Annotated in this window: 17 protein-coding genes; 14 read left to right on the top strand and 3 right to left on the bottom strand. The window is 63.8% G+C overall.

The window, feature by feature from the left end:
- Positions 1-25: 25 nt before the first annotated feature.
- Positions 26-2,113, bottom strand: a complete 2,088-nt coding sequence (locus MKP08_RS01335; RefSeq protein WP_241554578.1) for a catalase — start codon at positions 2,111-2,113, stop codon at positions 26-28.
- 348 nt (positions 2,114-2,461) lie between these two features.
- On the opposite strand from MKP08_RS01335, the gene MKP08_RS01330 reads away from it, so the two are divergent.
- The 14 genes from MKP08_RS01330 to MKP08_RS01265 all read left to right on the top strand — a co-directional run bounded on the left by MKP08_RS01330 (position 2,462) and on the right by MKP08_RS01265 (position 20,469).
- A complete protein-coding gene (locus tag MKP08_RS01330; protein WP_241554577.1) occupies positions 2,462-2,956 on the top strand; it encodes a ferritin-like domain-containing protein in 495 nt (164 codons plus the stop codon).
- 30 nt (positions 2,957-2,986) lie between these two features.
- Complete coding sequence (locus MKP08_RS01325; protein ID WP_241554576.1) at positions 2,987-4,072, top strand: glycosyltransferase family 2 protein; 1,086 nt, start codon at positions 2,987-2,989, stop codon at positions 4,070-4,072.
- Positions 4,065-5,153 (top strand): acyl-CoA dehydrogenase family protein, encoded by a 1,089-nt coding sequence (locus MKP08_RS01320; protein WP_241554575.1) that lies wholly within the window; start codon positions 4,065-4,067, stop codon positions 5,151-5,153. The genes MKP08_RS01325 and MKP08_RS01320 overlap by 8 nt, the downstream gene beginning before the upstream one ends.
- Complete coding sequence (locus MKP08_RS01315; protein ID WP_241554574.1) at positions 5,150-5,872, top strand: PIG-L deacetylase family protein; 723 nt, start codon at positions 5,150-5,152, stop codon at positions 5,870-5,872. The genes MKP08_RS01320 and MKP08_RS01315 overlap by 4 nt, the downstream gene beginning before the upstream one ends.
- 4 nt (positions 5,873-5,876) lie before the next feature.
- Positions 5,877-6,440 (top strand): SAM-dependent methyltransferase, encoded by a 564-nt coding sequence (locus MKP08_RS01310; RefSeq protein ID WP_241554573.1) that lies wholly within the window; start codon positions 5,877-5,879, stop codon positions 6,438-6,440.
- A gap of 249 nt (positions 6,441-6,689) precedes the next feature.
- Positions 6,690-9,704: a TonB-dependent receptor gene (locus MKP08_RS01305; RefSeq protein ID WP_241554572.1), complete on the top strand. Its 3,015-nt coding sequence runs from the start codon at positions 6,690-6,692 to the stop codon at positions 9,702-9,704.
- A gap of 103 nt (positions 9,705-9,807) precedes the next feature.
- Positions 9,808-11,370 carry a tryptophan halogenase family protein gene (locus MKP08_RS01300; RefSeq protein ID WP_241554571.1) on the top strand — a complete coding sequence of 521 codons (1,563 nt, stop codon included), beginning with the start codon at positions 9,808-9,810 and terminating at the stop codon, positions 11,368-11,370.
- A complete protein-coding gene (locus MKP08_RS01295; RefSeq protein ID WP_241554570.1) occupies positions 11,367-12,080 on the top strand; it encodes a SapC family protein in 714 nt (237 codons plus the stop codon). Before MKP08_RS01300 ends, MKP08_RS01295 begins: the two co-directional genes overlap by 4 nt.
- Positions 12,073-13,104, top strand: a complete 1,032-nt coding sequence (locus MKP08_RS01290) for a cupin-like domain-containing protein (RefSeq protein WP_241554569.1) — start codon at positions 12,073-12,075, stop codon at positions 13,102-13,104. The genes MKP08_RS01295 and MKP08_RS01290 overlap by 8 nt, the downstream gene beginning before the upstream one ends.
- Before the next feature lie 13 nt (positions 13,105-13,117).
- On the top strand, positions 13,118-14,647 hold the full coding sequence (locus MKP08_RS01285) for a tryptophan halogenase family protein (protein WP_241554568.1): 1,530 nt from the start codon (positions 13,118-13,120) through the stop codon (positions 14,645-14,647).
- A gap of 47 nt (positions 14,648-14,694) precedes the next feature.
- Complete coding sequence (locus tag MKP08_RS01280) at positions 14,695-15,765, top strand: LacI family DNA-binding transcriptional regulator (protein ID WP_241554567.1); 1,071 nt, start codon at positions 14,695-14,697, stop codon at positions 15,763-15,765.
- On the top strand, positions 15,755-16,978 hold the full coding sequence (locus MKP08_RS01275) for an MFS transporter (protein ID WP_241554566.1): 1,224 nt from the start codon (positions 15,755-15,757) through the stop codon (positions 16,976-16,978). The genes MKP08_RS01280 and MKP08_RS01275 overlap by 11 nt, the downstream gene beginning before the upstream one ends.
- Before the next feature lie 63 nt (positions 16,979-17,041).
- A complete protein-coding gene (locus MKP08_RS01270; protein ID WP_241554565.1) occupies positions 17,042-19,549 on the top strand; it encodes a glycoside hydrolase family 3 protein in 2,508 nt (835 codons plus the stop codon).
- Positions 19,546-20,469 (top strand): family 16 glycosylhydrolase, encoded by a 924-nt coding sequence (locus MKP08_RS01265; RefSeq protein ID WP_241554564.1) that lies wholly within the window; start codon positions 19,546-19,548, stop codon positions 20,467-20,469. Before MKP08_RS01270 ends, MKP08_RS01265 begins: the two co-directional genes overlap by 4 nt.
- A gap of 39 nt (positions 20,470-20,508) precedes the next feature.
- Here MKP08_RS01265 and MKP08_RS01260 read toward each other — a convergent pair whose 3' ends face one another.
- Both MKP08_RS01260 and MKP08_RS01255 read right to left on the bottom strand, forming a co-directional pair.
- On the bottom strand, positions 20,509-21,258 hold the full coding sequence (locus MKP08_RS01260) for a 3'(2'),5'-bisphosphate nucleotidase CysQ (RefSeq protein WP_241554563.1): 750 nt from the start codon (positions 21,256-21,258) through the stop codon (positions 20,509-20,511).
- Complete coding sequence (locus MKP08_RS01255; RefSeq protein WP_215227359.1) at positions 21,255-21,539, bottom strand: DUF2061 domain-containing protein; 285 nt, start codon at positions 21,537-21,539, stop codon at positions 21,255-21,257. The genes MKP08_RS01260 and MKP08_RS01255 overlap by 4 nt, the downstream gene beginning before the upstream one ends.
- Between the last annotated feature and the right edge of the window lie 8 nt (positions 21,540-21,547).

Here is a 21,547-nt window from a genome sequence, read left to right as displayed (position 1 = left end):
GCATGTTCCTTTCGAGCTTTGCGCCTCAGTCCTGCTTCACGCTCTCGCGGTCCCAGAAACGCAGCGCGCCGCATTTCTCGATGAAGCCCTGCGCCGCGGAAGCGCCGCCCGACACATCGACGAAGCCGTCGTCCATCCAGTTCCAGACGCCGGCGGTTTCGAACAGGGGCTGCACCGCCGGGACGTAGGCCACGAATTTCGCATGGGCGAAGGCGTCGTTGACGAAGTCGATGCTGGGCTTGTCGGTGTTGTACCGCTTGGCGGAATCCTCGCTCATCACCACCGCGACCGCGTCGTATGCGACGGACGGCCCGCCATCGATCTTCTCGTCGGCCTCCATCATTTTGCCATCGGACAGCTTGGCCCCCGCGACGTGCGGAGCGATGATTTCCGCCATCGCGCCCGCTCCCTCGGCCGCGTCCTTCAGCGCCGCCACCACGCCGGCATCGGCGCCTTCCGCGATGTAAATGCCCAGCTTGCGGCCCTTGAACCCGTCGGGCCCGTTCTTGATGATCGACAGGGCCGGGCTTTCGGGCAGGTCCATGATCGTCTCGCGCGCGGCGGGGACCTTGTCCGGCATCTCGGTCAGGCCGAGACCGTCGGCGACCTCCTTCGCCAGGCCTTCATCGATCCGCAGGAGGTGACCCACCATGCGCTCGCGAATGTCCGCTCGTTCCACCTTGGACAGTTCGAAGGTGAGCGCATTCGCCATATGCGTCTGCTCGACCGGGGTTTGCGAGACATAGAACTGGCGCGCCTGGCTATAATGGTCGGCAAAGGTTTCGGAGCGCGTGCGCACCTTCGGCCCGGTTACCGGTGCCTCGTAGCTGGTAAAGCCGTTCATCGGGCAGGCACGCGGACCGCGATCCTCCCCGGTGCCATCGCCCCAGGAATTCGGCTCGTAATTGGCGCGGCCCTTGGGATTGGTCATCGCCATGTGCCCATCCTGCTGGAAATGGCGAACGGGGCACTTGGGCGCATTAATCGGGATATGCGTGAAGTTCGGCCCGCCCAGGCGCTTGAGCTGCGTATCCAGATACGAGAAGTTGCGCCCCTGCAGCAGCGGATCGTCGGAGAAGTCGATACCGGGGACGATGTTCTGGGTGCAGAACGCCACCTGCTCCGTCTCGGCGAAGAAGTTGTCGACATTGGCGTCGAGCGTCAGCGTCCCGATGATCTCGACGGGCACCTGCTCTTCGGGAATGATCTTGGTCGCGTCGAGCACGTCGAATTCGAACTGGTCGGCAAAATCCTCGTCGAAGGTCTGGATGCCCAAATCCCATTGCGGGAAATTGCCGGCGTCGATCGCGTCCCACATGTCGCGGCGGTGGAAGTCGGGATCCGCGCCGTTGATCTTCAGCGCCTCGTTCCAGACCACCGACTGCATCCCGAGACTGGGCTTCCAGTGAAACTTCACGAAGGTCGCCTTGGACTTCTCATTCACAAGTTTGAACGTGTGGACCCCGAAACCCTCCATGAAGCGAAAGGAGCGCGGGATCGTGCGGTCGGACATGATCCACATGATCATGTTCATCGATTCCGGCGTAAGGCTCACAAAATCCCAGAAATTGTCATGTGCCGTCTGGGCCTGCGGAAAACCGCGGTCTGGCGCGGGTTTGGCGGCATGAATGAGGTCGGGAAACTTGATTGCGTCCTGGATGAAGAACACGGGGATGTTGTTGCCGACGAGATCCCAGTTTCCTTCCTTGGTATAGAACTTCGTGGCAAAGCCGCGCACATCGCGCGCGAGATCGGGAGAGCCCTTGTTCCCCGCGACGGTGGAGAAACGGGTGAATGTCGGCGTCTTCTCACCCACCTCGTTGAAGATCGCCGCGCGCGAAAATTGCGGGATTGCTTTCTTCAACTCAAAGTGGCCGTGTACGCCATAGCCGCGCGCATGCACCACCCGTTCGGGAATCCGTTCGTGATCGAAGTGGAAAATCTTCTCGCGCGCGATGTGATCTTCGAGGAGCTGCGGGCCGCGAGGACCGGCGGTGAGCCAGTTCTGGTCGTCCGCGATCGGCGCGCCTTGCGCCGTCGTCATGATGTCGTCGTCACCCTTGGGCTTCTGGTGGTTGGCTCCGCCTTCGGATAGTTCAAATTCTTTCGCCATGAGGTCGCTCCGCGTTCGAGGGGATGATCACCCAACGGCGCGACTTCTAGTTTTGTTGCATGGCATCGAAAAAGAATCCGCCAATCAAGCCCTTTGTTAACAGATGTTATCTTCAGAAAGAAATGGGAAAGGAGAGTGGGCAAAGTAGAAGGCAAAAGCCCCAGTTCTGCCCTTTCTTGGCCGAGCGTCTAAAGTGAATAATAGCTAATACGCTTCGCAGTAAAACTAACGTAAGTTAAGGTCATCGCGAAGAATTAGTCGGAACCGTCTTGCCGTATCGGACTTTCTGGAAATGCCCGTCGCTGTCGCCGGGCGATGCGATATCGTACATTCGCGAGGGAGACCGATATGTCTGCGCCTGCCAATCTCACGGACTGCTACACCGAAGAGCTTTCCGATCTGTGGTCGGCGAACGACCAGATGGAGAAGGTCGTGCGCGACCTTGCGGAAAAAGCCGGGGACCAAAAGCTGGCCGACCGCCTGTCCAGGTCCGCCGACGGCATCCAGAAGCATACCGAGACGATCCGCAAGCTCCTCGAAGAGTGCGGGGAGGACGAGAAGGAGCACTGCAAGGGCATGGAGGGCCTCGTGAAGGAGGCGCGCAAGCATGCGCTCGACGCCGATATCGAGGACGACGACGTTCGCGACGTGGTAATTATCGCTCAATATCAGCGGATGTGCCATTACGGCATTTGCGGCTTCGGCACGGCCAAGGCTTTTGCCGAGGCGCTGGGCAAGAGCGATCATGTCGCCAAGCTCGATAAGATCACCGGGTCGATCTACGACGCGGATGAGAACATGTCCGATCTTGCCGAACGCAGCGCCAATCTAGAGGCGCGGTAATCCGGTCCGACGCTCATGGCATCGTACCAGATGATCAGGGGAGAGCCCGTCGCGGCTCCCCCCATACTCCCCGACCTCCTGCAAGCGGCCCCTTTTGCGAACAGGGCGCTCTGCCTGCGGCAGATTTGTACGCTGGCCGGATCGTTCGACTATGCCGTTGCGGTGCCCGTTCGCAACGAGGCGGCATTGCTCGGCAGGATGTTGTCGGCGCTGGGTAGCGCGATAAGGCAGGTGCCGCAGCGCGGTGCGGCTGTATTCGTAGTAAACGATACGCAGGACGATTCCGTAAGCTTAATAATGCAATGGGCGCGTTCGCATGCGATATCGATTGCACTGGTCGACACCGTATTCGCGCCCGAAATTCGCAATGCACCCCATGCCCGCCGCCTGGCTCTCGACCTCGCGGCCTATATCGCCCCTGAAGGTATGCTATTGACGACCGACGCCGATAGCCATGTCGGGCCCGGGTGGGTCGATACCTATCTCACTCGTCTCGCCATGGGGGCCGATTTCGTATGCGAAGATGTGCGACTGGACGAGGACGAGCTCACCCGCTTGCCCGACTCCGTTCGCCGCGTCGGGGAGATCGAACGGGCCTATTTCAATGCCAGCGAGCAACTGTGGCATCGCTGGACTGGGGGCCGTGCCGGCCCCTTCGCCATTCGCGCATCGGGAGCGAGCATGGCGATGCGCACCGCCGCCTATCTGGCAGTGGGGCGGCTGCCGACGCCGATCAGCGGCGAAGACAGCGCTTTGTGCGCCGCCATGCTCGCCGCCGGTCTATCCGTGGAATGCCTCGCCGATATCGGCACGCGCACATCGGCTCGGCTGGAAGGGCGGACCACGCGCGGATGTGGCGATGCGCTGGCGCAAAGGGCCCGATTGGCAGATCCACCGTGCGATGCAGCGCTAGTCCCGATCGCGACGCTGCGCAAGCGCGCGCTGGCATTCACTTGCTGTACCTCCCAATCGCTCGAGTCCCCGCTGTATCCTGCGGGGAACGCCAGGCCCACCCACGACCGTTCGCGACCGATGCTGGCAAGTGAGCTTGAAAGTGAGCTCGAACTCGCGCTGACCATGTTGCGTATGCCAGACAACGTGAGTGCCGATGCCTGACCCCAATACTCCGCTCGAAGCGATTGCGAGGCGCGCGGCGGGAGAGGACCGGCCGGATGGCGATCTGGCACCAGACATCGCGATCTTGCACAAGCTCGGCTGGCTCGTCGCCTGCCTGCCCCGCTCGTCCGGCGGGCAGGGATGGGGCAGCGAACCGGCGGGCGCCTTGCCGGCGCTGGTGGCGTTGCGTGCGATCGGGCGCGCCAATCTCTCCGTCGCGCGCCTGTTCGAAGGGCACATGAATGCGGTCAAGTTGATAGAGGCCTACGGGTCGAACGCATTGCGCGCGCAGATCGCGCAACGGGTGGGCGAGGGATTGCTGCTGGGCGTATGGGGCGCGGACGACCCGGCCTGCCCCTTGCGCTTCACCTTCACCGCCGATGGCCTGCTGCTCGAAGGGGCCAAACGGTTCGCGTCCGGCCTGGGTGTGGTCGGGGCGGCTCTGGTCACCGCAGGTGGGCGCGGCGAGCCTACGCAATTGCTCGTCGTCGATGTGGACGATCCTGCGCGCGCCGACGCCACTGGCTGGACGATGGCGGGGATGCGGGCGACACGCTCTGGACGGTATGAATTCAGCGGTGTGCGGGTGTCCGGTTCCCGTCTGGTCGGCAGCACCGGGGATTTCGAGCGCGAGCCGCTCTTCGAAGGGGGCATATGGCGCTATTGCGCCGCGCACCTGGGCGGGGCGGAGGCGCTGTACCATGCCATGTGCGAGACACTGGTAGCGCGCGACCGGGCGGTCGATCCGCATCAGCAGGTGCGGGTGGTCTCCGCCGCCACCGCGCTCGAAACCGCGCGGCTGTGGCTGGCACGTTGCGCGGAAGAGGTGGAAGCCTCCGGCGCCGGTGCGGACAAGGCCAACCTGTCGCTGCTCGCGCGTGAGGTCACCGCGAATGTCTGCCGCACCGTTCTGCACGAGGTCGACGCGGCGCTGGGCATGGCCGCCCATGTCGAGGGTACGCCGGTCGAGCGCATCGGCCGGGATCTGTCGCTGTTCCTGTGCCAAGCCGCCCCCGATGCGAAGCGCGCCCGCGCGGCAGGCGCCCTGATCGACGGGTGCAGGCGGATCGAGGCGCTATGAGCGTTCCGGCCACTGCCGAGGGCGCCCTGCTGCGTCATGCAGCGAATGCGTCGCGTGTCGACATCGCCCGGCTGGCACCTCCCGGTGCGCTGCTGGTGGTGGTGCCTCATCCCGATGACGAGACGTTCGGTTGCGGTATGGCGCTGGCGGCGGCGGGAGACAGCGGACGCCGGATCGTCGTCGCGTTGCTGACGGACGGCGAAGGATCGCACCCCACCTCGCGGCTCTTTCCGCGCGACAGCCTGGTCGACCTGCGGGCGCGCGAATTTACCGAGGCGTTGCGTATCCTGGTTCCCGATCAGCAGGTCTCGGTCGAGCGGCTGCACCTTCCCGACGGGAGCAGCCGGATCGATACCGGCACACTGGACAGTTTGACCGCGCTCGCGCGCCAGCACGATGTTCGGGCTATCTGGGCGACCTGGGCGCAGGATCCCCACTGCGATCACGAGGTCGCGGGGAAGCTTGCGGCGAAAGTCGCCGAGCGGCTCGGCAGTCCCTCATGGTCGTTTCCCGTATGGGGCCGCTTTGGCGAGCGTGGTTTGCCGGACGGGATGGCGATCTTCGCGGACCCGGCGATGAATATCCGCAAGCGGGCGGCGATGGCCGTGTACGCGTCGCAGACGACCGCTCTCATCGACGACGATCCGAACGGTTTCATCATGCCACCAGCGCTGCTCGATCATTTCGCCACGCATCCTGAGATATTCATCCGTGGCTGAAGCCATGTCCGAGCGCCGCCGCGGGTTCGAGAGGCTGTTTACAGACGATGCCGATCCATGGCGCTTCGACACCAGCCGATACGAGCATGACAAGCGCGAGGCCACGATGCGGGCGCTGGGGCAGCGCCGCTTCGGCAGGGCGGTCGAGATCGGTTGCGCCACCGGCGCGTTGACTGCACAGTTGGCGACCGTTTGCGACGAATTGCTTGGGCTCGACCTGTCGGAAACGGCGCTAGCCCATGCTCGCGCTCGGCTCGCGGAGACACCCAACGTTCGGCTTATGCGCGGGGAGGTACCCGGTGACTGGCCCGGGGGCACCTGGGACCTCATGGTCTTCTCGGAAGTCCTGTACTTTCTCAGTGCAGAGGAGATCGCGGAAGTCTCCCGTCTCGCCCATCGGACCCTGGACGCGCAGGGCATGTGCCTGCTGGTCAATTGGACGGGGCCGAACGACTTGCCGGTGGACGGACGCCACGCCGTGGAAATTTTCCGCACCGCCGCCCCTTGGGCGCAGGACGAGACACGACCGGCGCCTCGTTACCGGATCGACCGCTTTACGAGATCATAGTCGCCAGGCGAGCGGGTCTAGGACTTGCCGCACAATTAGCCGGTAAGGACGCAGAAACCGGATGCCAGGCCGTCCTGGAGTGCCGGACCAAGAAGTTCTGCCGATCGATAGTGCGAAACTTCGGGAAGATGCGGCTCGCTTGTTCCAGCCCTCCCAATTCGACTTGACAAACTTGCTCGAAAGCGTGAAGCGAACGTTCACATTTTGACGTACGCCGGACAACCGGCGGCGATTTGCAGGGAGGATACTATGACTGGCATCGGGAAAAATGCGTCCGTCCGCTTTCTGAGCGGCGTCTCCGCGCTCGCCTTGCTCGGGCTTTCTCAGGCCGCCTTTGCGCAGGAGGTCATTCCCAACGGCGCGGACGCGGGCGATCCGTCCGAAGTCGGACTGAACGAAGACAACGTCATCGTCGTCACCGGAATTCGCGCGAGCCTCGCCGAGTCGCAGCGGATCAAGCGTGACGCGCAGGGCGTCGTCGATGCGATTTCGGCCGAGGATATCGGCAAGTTCCCCGACACCAACCTCGCCGAGTCGCTGCAGCGCATCACCGGCGTTTCCATCGATCGGCAGAACGGCGAAGGTTCGACGGTCACGGTCCGCGGGTTCGGCCCGGAATACAACCTCGTACTGCTCAACGGTCGGCAGATGCCGACATCGACGCTGGGCGATGGTGCCAGTGCCCCGTCCACGCGATCGTTCGATTTCGCCAACCTCGCGTCCGAGGGCGTTGCCGGAGTGGAGGTCTACAAGACCGGGCGCGCGTCCGTTCCATCGGGCGGCATCGGCTCGACCATCAACATCAAGACCCCGCGCCCGCTCGATACCATGGGCTTGCGCGGCAGCGTCGCCGCCAAGGCCGTGCTCGACACCTCGCGCAACGGGAAGGACGAGGTGACGCCCGAATTTTCGGGGATCATTTCCGATACCTTTGCCGACGAGCGCTTCGGCGTTCTCCTGACCGGTTCGTATCAGCGCCGCAAGGCGAGCAACAACTCCGGTAGCGTGGGCTTTCGCGACGGATTTATCGGCTCGGAAAACAATTGGGGGACGCTGCCGCAACCTGGCACGCCGGGGGCGCAAAACGTCACCAATCGGCCGGGCCCGGACGACGTCTATGAAATTCCCCAGAGCGCCGCTTACGACCTGATCGATATCGACCGCGAACGCATCAACGGCCAGTTGGTGCTGCAGGCGCGGCCGACCGATACCCTGACCGCCACGGTCGATTACACCTATTCCCGCAACAAGATCGAAGTGCGCGATAGCAGCGTCGGTATCTGGTTCAATTTCGGCGATACGTCGAGCGAGTGGACCGATGGTCCCGTGGCCGGTCCGGTGTTCTATTCGGAGAACTTTGCACCTGGGAAGGACCTTTCCTACAGCGGCGCGCTGTCCGCGAACCAGAGCGAGAACAAGTCGCTCGGCGGAAATCTGGTCTGGGAAGCGCCCGGTAACGTGACGGTGGTGCTGGACGCGCACCACTCCACCGCGGAATCGAAGCCGACCAACAAATACGGCTCCAGCACTTCGATCGGCAACGCCATCTTTGGGGTGCAATCGCAGACGATCAATTTCGAGAACGACCTGCCCGTACTGTCCTACAACATGTATCCGGGCATCGATCCGCTCGACGCCTCGCTCATCACTCCGACCGGCAACTCGTTCCGCAACGCCTATTTCCGCGATGAGATCAACCAGGTCCAGTTGACCGGGCATTACGACCACGGGGGCGACATCCTCGACAGCATCGACGCCGGATTCTCCTTCGTCGATAACAAGGTGCGCTCTGCCTACGGCTTCATCCAGAACGAGACTTGGGGCGGCGTCGGACCGGCTTCGGATATTCCCGACGATCTCTTCACCCTCGTCACCATTCCCGACAAGTTCGATGGTTTGAGCGGGGCGGATGCCGGCATCATCCCGGCATTGTACCAGTTCGACTTCGCGAACTACGCTGACTTGCTGGAGAGCCTATATCAGGTTTGCAGCCAATCGCAGACGGGATCGGTCCAGCCCGGAACCTGTCTGGCCGACTATACGACGGACCGGACGATCAGCGAGAAGACGATCTCCCCGTTTGTGCAGGCGAATTTCGCCTTCGACGTCTTCGACCGGCCCGCGCATATCATCGCAGGTCTTCGCTACGACCAGACGACCGTCGCTTCGTCTTCGCTCCTGCCGATCCCGGTAGGAACGCGCTGGACGGGCAACAACGAATTCGCGTTGATTCTTGGCGATACCCAGACGCTGACGAGCAAGGGCAGTTACCAGAACTGGCTGCCGAATATCGATTTCGACATCGAACCGATACGCAATGTGAAGCTGCGCGCATCCTATAGCCACACTATTACACGCGCCAATTACGCTGATTTGCAGGGTGGGCTGGAACTGGCCACGAACCCTACCATTTCGCAGGGCACGGGCAGTCTCGGCAATCCCAATCTCGTTCCATTCAAATCGAAGAACATCGATCTCTCGGCCGAATGGTACTACGGGCGTGCCAGTTACCTCTCGGTGGGCTTCTTCAACAAGGACGTGAAGAATTTCATCAGCGTCGACCAGATCAATCGGACCGCGTTCGACCTGCGTAATCCGGCCGATGGGCCGCGTTACCAGGCAGCGGTAGCGGCCCTGGGCACCACGGATGCTACCCAAGTCCGTGATTACATCCTGCGCAATTATCCGGGCTCATCGACCGTCACGGGATCGACTGTGATTGACGGGGTAACCTACCTGCAGGGCGACATCTTTGGGCTGCCAGAGGACAACCTGTTCAACTTCCAGATCGCGCAACCCTTCAACAATGACCGGACTGCCAATATCCATGGCTGGGAGTTCGCGATCCAGCACCAGTTCTGGGATACGGGCTTCGGCGTCATCCTGAACTACACGATCGTGGATGGCGATACCGATTACGACAACGCTCTCAACCCGAATATCGGGCAGTTCGCGCTGACCGGGCTGAGCGATAGCGCCAACGCGGTCGCGTTCTTCGACAAGTATGGGTTGCAGGCTCGCGTCGCTTACAATTGGCGCGACGAATTCTACGCCGGCGGCTCGTTCGATCCGACCTATGTCGAGGCCTATGGGCAGATCGATGCGAGCGCGAGCTACGAATTCACGAACGGTCTGTCGGTATTCATCGAGGCGATCAACCTGACCGGGGAGGGTCGGCGCGGCCATCGGCGGTCGGACAACTTCGTGACCTTTGCGCAGCCCGGCTACGCGCGCTACTCGGGGGGCGTACGTTTCACCTTCTGACCAGGGAGGCGCGACCCTCCCTGGCTGAAGACGCGGCAGGGTTTCAGCGCGTCCGGTGTGAGAGCGATCCGCACCGGACGTGCCGCACGCGAGGGGTGATGATTTGGCCAGATCGATCCGGCAGATCGTGATCGTTGGGGGCGGCACAGCCGGATGGCTGGCCGCCTGCCGGATCGCCGCGCATCTCTGGCGCGAAGCCGCACCGGTCGTGACGCTGGTCGAGGCACCGGATATCGCCCCACTCGGCGTGGGCGAGGGCACCTGGCCCACCATGCGCGGTACGCTTGCCCGGATCGGTATCGGTGAAGCGGAATTCCTCCGCGCCTGCGATGGCTCGTTCAAGCAAGGCTCTCGTTTCGACGGTTGGGTGACGGGCGCGCCCGACGACACCTACCTCCACCCCTTCACCGCTCCTCCCGAAGGCGTGGCCGACGATGTCCTCGCAGGCTGGAGCGCCGTGCCGGACCGTTCCTTTGCGGAGGCGATGACCGCGCAGGCGCGCATCTGTCGGCTGGATTGTGCGCCCCGCCAGCCGGGAATGCCCGACTACGCCGGAGCTCTGAACTACGCCTATCATCTCGATGCGGGCAAACTCGCGACCATGCTGCGGCAGCGGGCGGTCGACGTCCTGGGGGTGCGGCATGTGCGCGACCGGGTGACCGATGTGGTACCCGATGCAAGCGGCGGCATTTCCCGCGTCGAGACGAAGGCGAACGGCCCGATCGAGGGCGATATGTTCATCGACTGCACCGGGCGGAGCGCCAGATTGATCGGAGACGCCTTGCAGGTCCCGTGGATCGATCGCAGCGAAATCCTCTTCAACGACCGCGCGCTCGCGGTTCAGGTCCCAGTCCCCGATGGCAGTCCCATTGCCTCGCAAACCGTGGCGAGCGCCCACAGTGCCGGGTGGATTTGGGACATCGGCCTGCCTACGCGACGCGGCATCGGCTGCGTGTATTCCTCGCGCCATATGAGCGATGAGGATGCCAACGCGCAGCTTCGCCGGTATGTTGGGCAAACGCTCCCGGATGCGGCGTTGAAGCCAGACGATGTACGGCAGCTCGCCTTTTCCAGCGGGCATCGCGGGCGTTTCTGGCAAGGCAATTGCCTCGCCATCGGCCAGTCGGCCGGTTTCATGGAGCCGCTCGAGGCGTCGGCCATCGTGATGATCGAACTCTCGCTCGACATGCTGCTCGACAATTTCCCCGCCACCGACGGTTCGCTGTCGCTTCATGCCGAACGGTTCAATCGTCTGTTCTGCTATCGCTGGGACCGGATCGTCGATTTTCTCAAGCTGCATTACGTGCTGAGCCACCGAGCCGAGCCCTATTGGCGCGATCATCGTGATCCGGCGAGCACGACGGGCAGTCTGGCCGATCTCGTGGCGCTCTGGCGCGACCAGCCGCCTTCGGCTTACGACTTTCCCCAGCGCGACGAGGTATTCCCCGCCGCTAGCCATCAGTACGTGCTCTACGGGATGCGCGGGCGCCCGGAGAACGATCGAACCTTGCACACTCCAGCCGGCGCGGCGATGGAAGGGACCATGCAGCAAATCAATCAGCGGGGAAGGGCGCTTGCGTCGGCCCTTCCGACCAATCGGGCCTATCTCGACGCGCTCCGCGATGCGGAACCGAGGGAGGCCGTAGTAGCGGGAGCGGATCGATGAGCAGTCACGCAATCCTCGACAGCGCGACCCATGCGGATTTGCGCATCCACACCGACGCATCACGCGAGTTGGGCGATGCGATCATGTCCTGCCCCGTGATGCCGAACGAGTTCCGGCAGGTTCAGGCGCATTATCCCATCCTGTTCCGCCTCGACACCGAACGTCAGAGCTTCACCGCCCATGCTTTGTTCGGGTTCGATACCGGAGAGAACCTGTTCTTGGACGAGGGCGATTGGGATGCGCGTTACCGGCCCTTGGCAATGGCGGTGCAACCTTTTCTGATCGGACGCTCGCCCGAGGGGGAGGCCGCCCAGGTCCATATCGACATGGCGCACCCGCGGGTCTCCTATGGCGACGGCGTGCGGGTGTTCGACGAGGATCGGCAACCGACCCCCTATCTGGAGCGGACGTCCGAACTCCTCGGCGCACTGGACGAGGGCTACCGTGCGAGCGGAGCGTTTTTCCAGGCGCTTCAGCGGTACGAACTGCTCGAACCCTTCTCGCTCGAAGTGGAACTGGGGGATGGATCGAAGAACCGGCTGGTCGGCTTCCACGTAATCGATGAAGATCGGTTGCGGGCTCTCGATGCGGCGACGCTGAAGGAACTGCACGCGCAGGACCATTTGCTGCCGATCTTCATGGCTCTCGCATCGCTGGCGCAGATCGGCGCGCTGGTCGATCGCAAGAACCAGCGGATCGATCATGGCTGATGCCGATCCCCGCCTGCACGACCGCCTGCCTGCCATCGTGGAGCGTAGCTTGGAAACGGCGGCGGAACTGGATTGGCTGTTGCAGGACAGCCGCGAACCCTTCGTGGTGCGCGGTCTGGCGTCTCAGTGGCCGCTGGTCGCGGCGGGGCAGGAATCGAACCGTGCGGCGCGCGAATATCTGCTCGCCCGGGCGAAGGACCGTCCCTTCGTCGTGTCGGTTGGCGCGCCGGGTGACGGCGGGCGGCTGTTCTACGACGAGCGGATGCGGATGAATTTCCAGAGCGGGCGCGCGCTCTTGCCGGAGGTGTTTCAGGGAATCGACGCGGCGGAGGGGAAGCCGGACGCCGCCACGGTCTATCTCTCCTCGATCGACATGCATGAATTTTTCGATGGCCTGTACGAAGACAATCATATCGATCTGGGTGACCGAAAGCTGATCTCCAGCATCTGGATCGGCACCCGTACGCGCATCGCGGCGCACAACGATTTTCCCCACAATCTGGCCTGCTGCGCCGTCGGTCGCCGTCGGTTCACGCTGTTCCCACCCGATCAGTTCGCCAATCTCTATCTCGGCCCGATCGACAACACCCCGGCGGGCCGAGCGATCAGCATGGTCGATTTACACGATCCCGATTTCGCCGCGCACCCGCGATTTCGGGAAGCGCTGAAGCACGCGGTAGTGGCGGAACTGGAAGCGGGCGACGCGCTCTACATCCCCTCCATGTGGTGGCACCATGTCGAGGGGCTGGACGACTTCAACGTGCTGGTAAATTTCTGGTGGCGCGATACGCCGCGCTGGATGGGGCAGCCGCAGGACGCGCTCAATCATGCGATCTTGGCGGTGCGTGACTTGCCGGATGCCGAGAAGGATTTGTGGCGACAGCTGTTCGCGTATTACGTGTTTAAGAACGGACCGGAGGTCACCGACCATATCCCGCCGGATGCGCGCAGCGTGCTGAATCCGCTGACCGCGGAGAGCGCAGGGCGGCTCCGGGCGTTCCTGCTGCGGTCGCTGAGCCGATGAAGGTCCGAGGCATATGAAGATCGAGGGCGACCGGCCTATCCGCATCGTGATTGCCGGCGGCGGCACCGCAGGCTGGATGGCGGCTGCCGCCATTGCGCGGACCATGGGTCGCGCGGCCGAGGTGACGCTGGTCGAATCCGACATGATCGGCACCGTTGGCGTTGGCGAAAGCACCATTCCGCCGCTCGTCACCTACAACCGCCTGCTCGGCATCAACGAAGCCGATTTCATGCGCGAGACGCGCGCGACCTTCAAGCTGGGTATCCAGTTCGACAATTGGCTGCGCGAGGGCGAGGGATATTTCCATTCCTTCGGCCTCACCGGCAAGGATCACTGGGCCGCGGGTTTCCAGCACTTCTGGCTGGAAGGGCGCGAGCGCGGCCATTCCGAGCCCTACGATGACTATTGTCTGGAACTTATGGCCGCCCACGCGGGCAAGTTCGCGCATCTGCCCGACGACCGCATGAACTACGCCTATCAGCTCGACAGCGCACGGTACGCCGCGTTTCTCCGGAGAATGGCGGAAGCGGAGGGGACGCACCGGCGCGAAGGGCGGATCGCGCAGGTGGAGCTCGATTCCGAAAACGGCGACATCCACGCGCTTTTGATGGAAGGTGGCGAGCGTGTGGAGGGCGACCTGTTCCTCGATTGCACCGGGTTTCGCGCCCTGCTGATCGAGGGGGCGCTGCACGCGGGCTACGACGACTGGTCGCATTACCTGCCTTGCGATGCGGCGATCGCGGTGCAGACTCGCTCGGTTCGCCCCCCGCCGCCCTTCACGCGGGCGATCGCGCACGATTCAGGGTGGCAATGGCGCATTCCGTTGCAGCATCGCGGCGGCAACGGCATCGTCTATTGCAGCCGGTATCTGGAGCGGGACGTGGCGCTCGACCGGCTGTTATCGACGGTCGAGGGCGAGGTCCTGAACGAGCCCAACATGTTGCGCTTCCTCACCGGCGCGCGGCGGCGGCAATGGTATCGCAACTGCGTGGCGATCGGACTTTCCGCCGGGTTCATGGAGCCACTGGAATCGACCAGCATCCATCTGATCCAGCGCGCGGTGCTGCGGCTCATCCGGATGCTGCCCGCGCGCGAGGTGAGCGAGCGCGACATCGCCGAATTCAACGATCAGCAGATGACGGATATGTTGCAGATCCGCGATTTCCTGATCCTGCATTACAAGGCGACCGAGCGCACCGACAGCGCCTTCTGGCGCTATTGCCGGGCGATGGACGTGCCCGACAGCCTGGTGCAGCGCATCGGCCTGTTTCGCGAAACGGGCCGCGTTTTCCGCAAGAACGAGGAGCTGTTCGCCGAGAACAGCTGGGTGCAGGTGATGATGGGGCAGGGCATCGTGCCGCAGAACCATCACCCCATCGCGGGCAAGCTGACCGACGACGAAGTCGATCGCCTGTTGCAGACCCTTCGCACCGGGGTTTCGAAAACGGTCGCCTCGCTGCCTTCGCACGACAGTTACCTCAGGCGCTATTGCGGCGCGCAGGATACCGCGCCGGGCTCGCATGCCGATGCGGTTGGCGGATGACGGTGTAGGCGGCTAGAGGCTGCGGCACTGGAATGAAGGATTGAATTATGGCCCGGCGGCGGGACGCGGTTACCATCAAGCATGTCGCGGCGGATGCGGGTGTCTCGCTGCAGACCGTCAGCCGCGTCATCAACAAGGAACCCAGCGTCCGGCCCGTCACCGCGCAAAAGGTTCAGGCGTCCATCGACCGGCTGGGCTACGTGCCCTCGATCGCGGCGCAACGCATGCGCGGCCACCGGTCCTACATCATCCTGGCGCTGAACGACCGCGAACGCACGATTTCCGATTGGCAGGAGCGGCAGGGTGCGGACTGGGTCGACCAGATGCTGCTTGGCGGAATGCTCAAATGCGCCGAGCACGGCTATCGGCTGATGTTCGAACTGGTCGACACGCACAGCGACCATGTGGAGCGAGAGCTCGACGCGGCGCTCGCGGCGCTGCAACCCGATGGCGTGATCCTGACCCCGCCGCACTCAGACAATCCGCTTATCCTGCGCCTGCTGGAAGACGGCAAGATACCGTTTGCCCGGATCGGATCGGCCGATACCGAGATGGGTATCACGCTGACCATGGACGACACCGGGTCCGCGAGGATGGCGACGGAGCATCTTATCGAACTGGGCCATCGCCGGATCGGGTTGATCGCGGGGCCGCCGGAGTACGGCCTCAGCGCGTGGCGTATCGACGGCTGGCGACAGGCCATGACCGCTGCCGGATTGCCCACCGAAGGTCTGCTGGAAGCTGGTGATTTCGGGTTCGAGACCGGCGTGGTCGCGGCTCGCAAATTGCTGGAGGGGGCTCAGCCGCCGAGCGCGATCGTGGCCAGCAGCGACAAGATGACGCTGGCGACCCTGGAAACCGCGCGAGCGATGGGGCTCGAGGTACCCAAAGACTTGTCGCTCATCAGTTTCGACAACACTCCGATCGCGCGCTTTACCCATCCGCCGCTCACCGCGATAGACCAGCCGGTTGCCAAGACCGTCGCGCGCGCCGTGGAACTGATCATCGCGGCACAGGGTCGAAAGGATTTGCCGGAAATGCCGGTCGTGATCCCTGGATCGCTCGTCCAGCGCGATTCCACCACGCGATCGCCAGCGACCAGCCCGAATGGCAGCTGATCCGACAAGGGCAGCCGAACCGGCCCAATCGCTGCGTTTCCTGTTGCTGTACGCGCTCGCCTGGGCTGGCGGGGCAGTGGCCTACGTACCCTTCCTCACCCTGTTCCTGCCCGTTCGCGTGGCCGAGATTTCGGGCTCCGCGGCGGTCCAATGGCTGGGTTACATGGCATTCGGCGGAGCGGTCGCCGCCAGCGTCGGGGGTGTGGCGTTCGGCTGGCTAAGCGACCTGTATGGGAAGCGGTGGGGTTGGATCCGCGCTGGGGTGGTAGTCAATGTCGTCCTCTTGCTTGTCATGGCCCGGATCGAAACGCTTTGGCTGCTGATGGCGACATTGCTGATATGGCAATTGGGCCTCAACATGATGCTATCTCCACTCGCCGCGCTGGCCGGCGATTGCGTGCCCGACCATCAGAAAGGGCTGTTGGGCGGGCTCCTTGCCTTCGCCCCGGCTGCCGGCGCGGCTGCGGGCGCCCTCGCGACTTTCATCGGCATCATTCCGCGCGGTGGCATGCCGCTGCAGGATCAGATGTCGATCGTCGCTGTGATGATCGTGGCTTGCGTCGGGCCGCTTCTCCTCTTCGGCAAGCCGCGTCCGGTTCCCGTATCGACCGGAGACTCGGTCGAACGAACCCGCGAACCGCGCCGTCTCGATCGCGCCATCGTGCGGATGTGGCTAGCGCGCCTCGCGGTGCAGATCGCTGAAGCGACGCTGTTCGCCTATCTACTGTATTATTTCCAGTCGCTCGACCCGTCCTTCCGGGCGGTCGATATCGCGCGGATCACCAGCGCCGTCCTGGTCCTTTCCATACCGCTCTCGCTGTTCGCGGGGAGATGGGCGGACCAGAGCGGGCGAGCCATCCGGCCCCTGCGCCTCAGCGCCGGTATCGCCGCGGTCAGTCTGGCACTGATGGCTTTGTCGGACAGCATCGCCACCGCGCTTTCCGGCTACATCCTGTTCGGCGTATCGGCGGCAGTGTTCCTGGCCCTCCACAGCAGTCAGACCCTGCGGGTTCTGCCCAGTCCGACCCGGCGCGGACGCGATATCGGGCTCTTCAACCTGGCCAATACCGTGCCCTCGCTGATCATGCCGTGGCTGACGATCGCGATCGTCCCTACCTATGGTTTCGCGCCGCTGTTTTGGCTGCTCGCGCTTCTCGCAGGGCTCGCGACATTCCTGATGATGAGCATCGAAGCCCTTCCTAAATCCGCTTGAACTTTCCGGCGGCGCGTGCAATTTCTTGAATGATAACGTTCACTGCAAGAGGCGGGAGAGGCCATGCGAACGATCGGTAAGGCACTGGGCGGGGCAGCTTTGCTGCTTCTCGCCACGACCGGATGTACCCAGCTAACCCCTGTATCCAGCGCTTCCCAGGAAGCGGTGGGCGGGGCAATGGCGAACGCGGAACTATGGCCTGCCGCCCACAGTCCGCGGGCGATCACCAGTCCCGAGACAGAAGCGAAGATCGACCGTATCCTGCGCGCGATGACCGTGCGGCAGAAGGTCGGACAGGTGATCCAGGCCGATATCAGCACGATCACCCCGGCCGATCTGGCGGACTATCCCCTCGGCTCGATTCTCGCGGGCGGAAACAGCGGCCCGTATGAAAACGAGCGCTCCAGCGCCGCCGACTGGGATCGCCTCGTGAGAGAATTCCGCGCCGCCTCGATGGCATCGCGCGCCGAAGGCGTGGCCGTTCCGATCCTATTCGGGGTCGATGCCGTGCACGGACACAACAATATCCCGAACGCGACCCTGTTTCCGCACAATGTCGGCCTAGGGGCGGCGCACGATCCGGAGATGATCCGGCGCATAGGCGCGGCGACGGCGGCGGAGATTGCGGGTAGCGGCATCGAATGGACCTTCGCCCCGACCCTCGCCGTTCCGCAGGATCTGCGCTGGGGCCGCGCCTACGAAGGCTACTCCTCCGATCCCGCGCTCGTTGCCTCCTATGCCAGGGAGATGGTGCTGGGTTTGCAGGGCGAACTGCGCGAAGGGCAGGAGCTGGCCCGTGACCGTGTCGCCGCGACGGCCAAGCATTTCTTGGCCGATGGGGGTACGCAGGGCGGCCGCGATCAGGGCAATGCGAAGATTTCCGAGGCGGAGCTGATCGCCACCCATGCGCAGGGCTATCCCGCCGCGATCGATGCCGGCGCATTAACTGTCATGGCCAGTTTCTCGAGCTGGAACGGCGTAAAGAACCACGGCAACCGGTCGCTGCTGACGGACGTGCTGAAGCGCCGCATGGGCTTCCAAGGCCTGGTCGTCGGAGACTGGAACGGGCACGGCCAGGTGGACGGCTGCACCGTGACCGACTGTCCGAAGGCGCTGGAAGCCGGGCTGGACCTGTTCATGGCGCCCGACAGCTGGAAGGGTCTGTTCGACACCACCCTGCGCGAGGTGCAGGCGGGCGAAATTCCGACGGAGCGGCTCGACGACGCGGTTCGTCGTATCCTGCGCGTGAAGGCGAAACTTGGGCTGCTCGACAATCCGCCAGCGCAGCGGCGCGACTATTCCGCTATTGGTGCGCCCGACCATCTCGCACTGGCGCGCGAGGCAGTGGCGAAATCCCTCGTTCTCCTGAAAAACAATGGATCGGTTCTGCCGATCAAGCCGGGTGCGCGGGTACTGGTCGCGGGGCCGGGCGCGGATGACATGGCGGCGCAGGCTGGCGGCTGGACGATCAGCTGGCAGGGGACCGACGTCACGCATGCCGACTTCACCAATGGCCAGACCATCTGGGAAGGCAGTAGCGCGGCCGTGAAGCAGGCAGGGGGCACCGCGAAACTGTCCGCCGACGGCAGCTTCGACCAGGCTCCCGACGTTGCCATCGTCGTGTTCGGCGAAGCACCCTATGCGGAATTCCAGGGCGACGTTCCGACCCTCGATTATCAGCCCGGAAAGGCTGGCGATCTCGCCCTGCTCAAGAGGCTGAAGGACGCGGGAATACCTGTCGTCTCGGTCTTCCTGTCCGGTCGCCCGATGTTCACCAGCCCGGAAATCAACGCTTCGGATGCGTTCGTGGCGGCGTGGCTCCCCGGGTCGCAGGGCGCGGGTGTCGCGGACGTGCTGGTGGCGCGCGCGGACGGCACGGCGGCACGCGACTTCACCGGTCGGCTGTCCTTTCCCTGGCCCGCCGACGCTCGTTCGCCGATCGACAAGCCGCTATTCGCCATGGGGTACGGGCTCGATTACGCTGCGAAGAACAGCCTTCCCCAGCTTTCGGAAGACCCCGGAATGGACGTGGCGGCCGCGCTGAACGTCGCCAATTTCTTCGCAGCGGGCCGGGCACAGGACCCATGGAGCATGACCCTGACCGATGCCGGTGGCGCGCGCGCGGTGGGGCCGGGTACGACCACCAGTGCCCGCAATAGCGTGGTCGCCAGCCCAGTCGATTTCGCGGCGCAGGAAGATGCGAAGGCGATCGTATGGTCGGGCGAGGGAGCCGTCAGTATCGACGGGCCCGCGGCGGATTTGTCGCGACAGCTCAACAACGCGTTCGCGCTGCGGATCGATGGGAAGGTCGACAAGCAGGGGCCCGGGCGCGTCCTGGTGGCGCTGGGTAACCGTAATTTCGACGTTACCGACCTGCTGGCACGCATGCCGATCGGCCAGCCGATGACGTTGAAGATCCCGCTGCGCTGCTTCGCCGATGCCGGTGCTGATCTTTCGCAGGTCGGCAATGCGCTGCGGATCACTGCGGACAGCGGATTCGCCATGACCCTAGCGGGGGCGAAGGTCGAAGCGGTGGGTGAAGACCTCGCCTGTCCGGTGCCGGCGCAATGATCGGGCTGGCGCAAGGCAAGCGTGTGGCTCCGTATCGCAAGACCGGTGTAATCCTGGCCGCGCTCTTTCTGACGACGGGTTGCACCACGGTATCAGCTGGAGCCAGCGCAGAGCGCTCGGCGCCCGGCACGCTGTTCGTCGACCAGTTCGATGGTACCGCGCTCGATCGGAGCAAGTGGAACGTCGAGGGGCCGGAGTTCTGGGTGAACAACGAACAGCAGGCCTATGTCGATTCACCCGATACGATCCAGCTTATGCGGGCTGGCGCGATATCCGGAGCCGAGGACGGGGTGCTGGTCCTGAAGCCGCAGTTTCGCAAGGGCTTTCGCACGCCGTCTGGCCGAACCGCCGATTTCGTGTCCGGGCGTATCAATACCCGGGACAAGTTCGACTTCACCTACGGGACGGCATCAGCGCGGATAAAGATGCCGGATGCCGCGGGGGTTTGGCCGGCCTTCTGGCTGCTGGGATATGGCGATTGGCCCGCCTCGGGCGAGACCGACATCATGGAATATGTCGGCGAGAAGGACTGGGTCGGCGTGGCAATGCACGGACCTGGCTATTCCGGCGAAACGCCGCTGGTGAACAAATACTACTTTCCCGACGACACCGACGTGACGGACTGGCATGTCTATTCGGTCGAACGGTCGCCCGACCAGCTGCTGTTCAAGATCGATGGCAGGCCGATCTACCGCGTGACGCGCCCGATGGTCGAACATTACGGCAAATGGGTCTACGACCGGCCCGAATATATCATCCTGAACTTCGCGCTCGGCGGGGCTTACCCTTTTAAGATAAACGGCGTCGAACGGCCCTATAACGGGCTCCCGGCCGAGACGGTCGAGCGGATCAAGAATGGCGACATCGCGATGTATGTCGATTGGGTTCGCGTGACTGGAGAGGCAGCCGACGCCGAGTGAGGGCAGTGGGGCGTTGCCGGTCGAGCCGCCGGCGCGGGGCTACGCCGTGCGCTTGTCCGCCGGCAAACCCGCAACTTCGCCAAGCACCCGCTCGGCATGTTCGGGGCGGCAGATGAGCAGGTCCGGCAGGTAAGTATCGCGCTGGTTGTAGACCAGCGGGCTGCCGTCGATACGCGAACAGTGCAGACCGTGCGCCAGCGCCACGGCGACCGGCGCGCAGCTGTCCCATTCGAACTGACCGCCCGAGTGGAGATAGATGTCCGCCTCCCCGCGAATGATGGCCATCGCCTTCGCTCCCGCGCTGCCCATCGGTACCAGTTCCGCGCTCAGGCGTTCGGCCACCGCCGTCGCTTCGGCGGCAGGTCGGGTCCGGCTGACGGCCATACGCAGGCGCTCGGGTGCAGATGCAACCACCGCCGGTTGATCGCTGCGCAGCACCGCGTCGCAACCCGGCAACGCGACCGCGCCGACGCTTGCTACACGGTTGATGGAAAGGCCGACATGCACCGCCCAGTCGGCGCGCTTCTCACCGTATTCGCGCGTGCCGTCCACCGGATCGACGATCCACACACGTTCGATATCCAGCCGCTCGGGCGTATCCTTGCTTTCTTCGGATAGCAGTCCGTCGCCGGGCCGCTGCTGCCGCAAAGCATGGACCAGGAACTGGTTCGCGGTCTGGTCGCCCGCCTTGCCCAGCGCCTTGCCTTCGAACATCCCGCTTTCGCGCACCGTCAGGAGAATGCGACCCGCCTCGCGCGCGAGATGGGCGGCCAGTTCGGCATCGGTCATCGCAGTCCGGTTCCCTCTTGGAGCGTCGCCTGGCGATCGGCAGGGGGTGCCTCTTCGACCGGTTTCTGGAACCCCCAGTTGACCCCGGCCCAGGCTCGCTCGTGCAGATAGTAGAGCACCATCTTGGTCAGCACCTCGGTCCCTGCGATGGCCCCTGCGGCACGTGCGCTGCCTGTGAAGATGAACCCCAGGATGAAGGTGTCGAGACTGCCCAACAGCCGCCAGCTGATCGCCTTGACCAGTGAGCGGGAATGGGCTTCCCTACCTTTGAAAAGAAACATGTCGCCCC

Source organism: Erythrobacter sp. LQ02-29 (genome assembly GCF_022576075.2).
In the GTDB taxonomy this organism is placed as follows: Bacteria; Pseudomonadota; Alphaproteobacteria; order Sphingomonadales; family Sphingomonadaceae; genus Alteriqipengyuania.
The sequence above is the reverse complement of the archived record's forward strand: the minus strand, read 5'-3'. Positions and strand labels throughout refer to the sequence as shown.

Coding starts and splice junctions, on each gene's coding strand:
- MKP08_RS01255 (WP_215227359.1), bottom strand. CDS start 21,539: ATGTTTCTTTTCAAAGGTAGGGAAGCCCATTCCCGCTCACTGGTCAAG.
- MKP08_RS01280 (WP_241554567.1), top strand. CDS start 14,695: ATGGCCCGGCGGCGGGACGCGGTTACCATCAAGCATGTCGCGGCGGAT.
- MKP08_RS01315 (WP_241554574.1), top strand. CDS start 5,150: ATGAGCGTTCCGGCCACTGCCGAGGGCGCCCTGCTGCGTCATGCAGCG.
- MKP08_RS01320 (WP_241554575.1), top strand. CDS start 4,065: ATGCCTGACCCCAATACTCCGCTCGAAGCGATTGCGAGGCGCGCGGCG.
- MKP08_RS01310 (WP_241554573.1), top strand. CDS start 5,877: ATGTCCGAGCGCCGCCGCGGGTTCGAGAGGCTGTTTACAGACGATGCC.
- MKP08_RS01290 (WP_241554569.1), top strand. CDS start 12,073: ATGGCTGATGCCGATCCCCGCCTGCACGACCGCCTGCCTGCCATCGTG.
- MKP08_RS01285 (WP_241554568.1), top strand. CDS start 13,118: ATGAAGATCGAGGGCGACCGGCCTATCCGCATCGTGATTGCCGGCGGC.
- MKP08_RS01325 (WP_241554576.1), top strand. CDS start 2,987: ATGATCAGGGGAGAGCCCGTCGCGGCTCCCCCCATACTCCCCGACCTC.
- MKP08_RS01270 (WP_241554565.1), top strand. CDS start 17,042: ATGCGAACGATCGGTAAGGCACTGGGCGGGGCAGCTTTGCTGCTTCTC.
- MKP08_RS01330 (WP_241554577.1), top strand. CDS start 2,462: ATGTCTGCGCCTGCCAATCTCACGGACTGCTACACCGAAGAGCTTTCC.
- MKP08_RS01305 (WP_241554572.1), top strand. CDS start 6,690: ATGACTGGCATCGGGAAAAATGCGTCCGTCCGCTTTCTGAGCGGCGTC.
- MKP08_RS01335 (WP_241554578.1), bottom strand. CDS start 2,113: ATGGCGAAAGAATTTGAACTATCCGAAGGCGGAGCCAACCACCAGAAG.
- MKP08_RS01265 (WP_241554564.1), top strand. CDS start 19,546: ATGATCGGGCTGGCGCAAGGCAAGCGTGTGGCTCCGTATCGCAAGACC.
- MKP08_RS01275 (WP_241554566.1), top strand. CDS start 15,755: ATGGCAGCTGATCCGACAAGGGCAGCCGAACCGGCCCAATCGCTGCGT.
- MKP08_RS01260 (WP_241554563.1), bottom strand. CDS start 21,258: ATGACCGATGCCGAACTGGCCGCCCATCTCGCGCGCGAGGCGGGTCGC.
- MKP08_RS01295 (WP_241554570.1), top strand. CDS start 11,367: ATGAGCAGTCACGCAATCCTCGACAGCGCGACCCATGCGGATTTGCGC.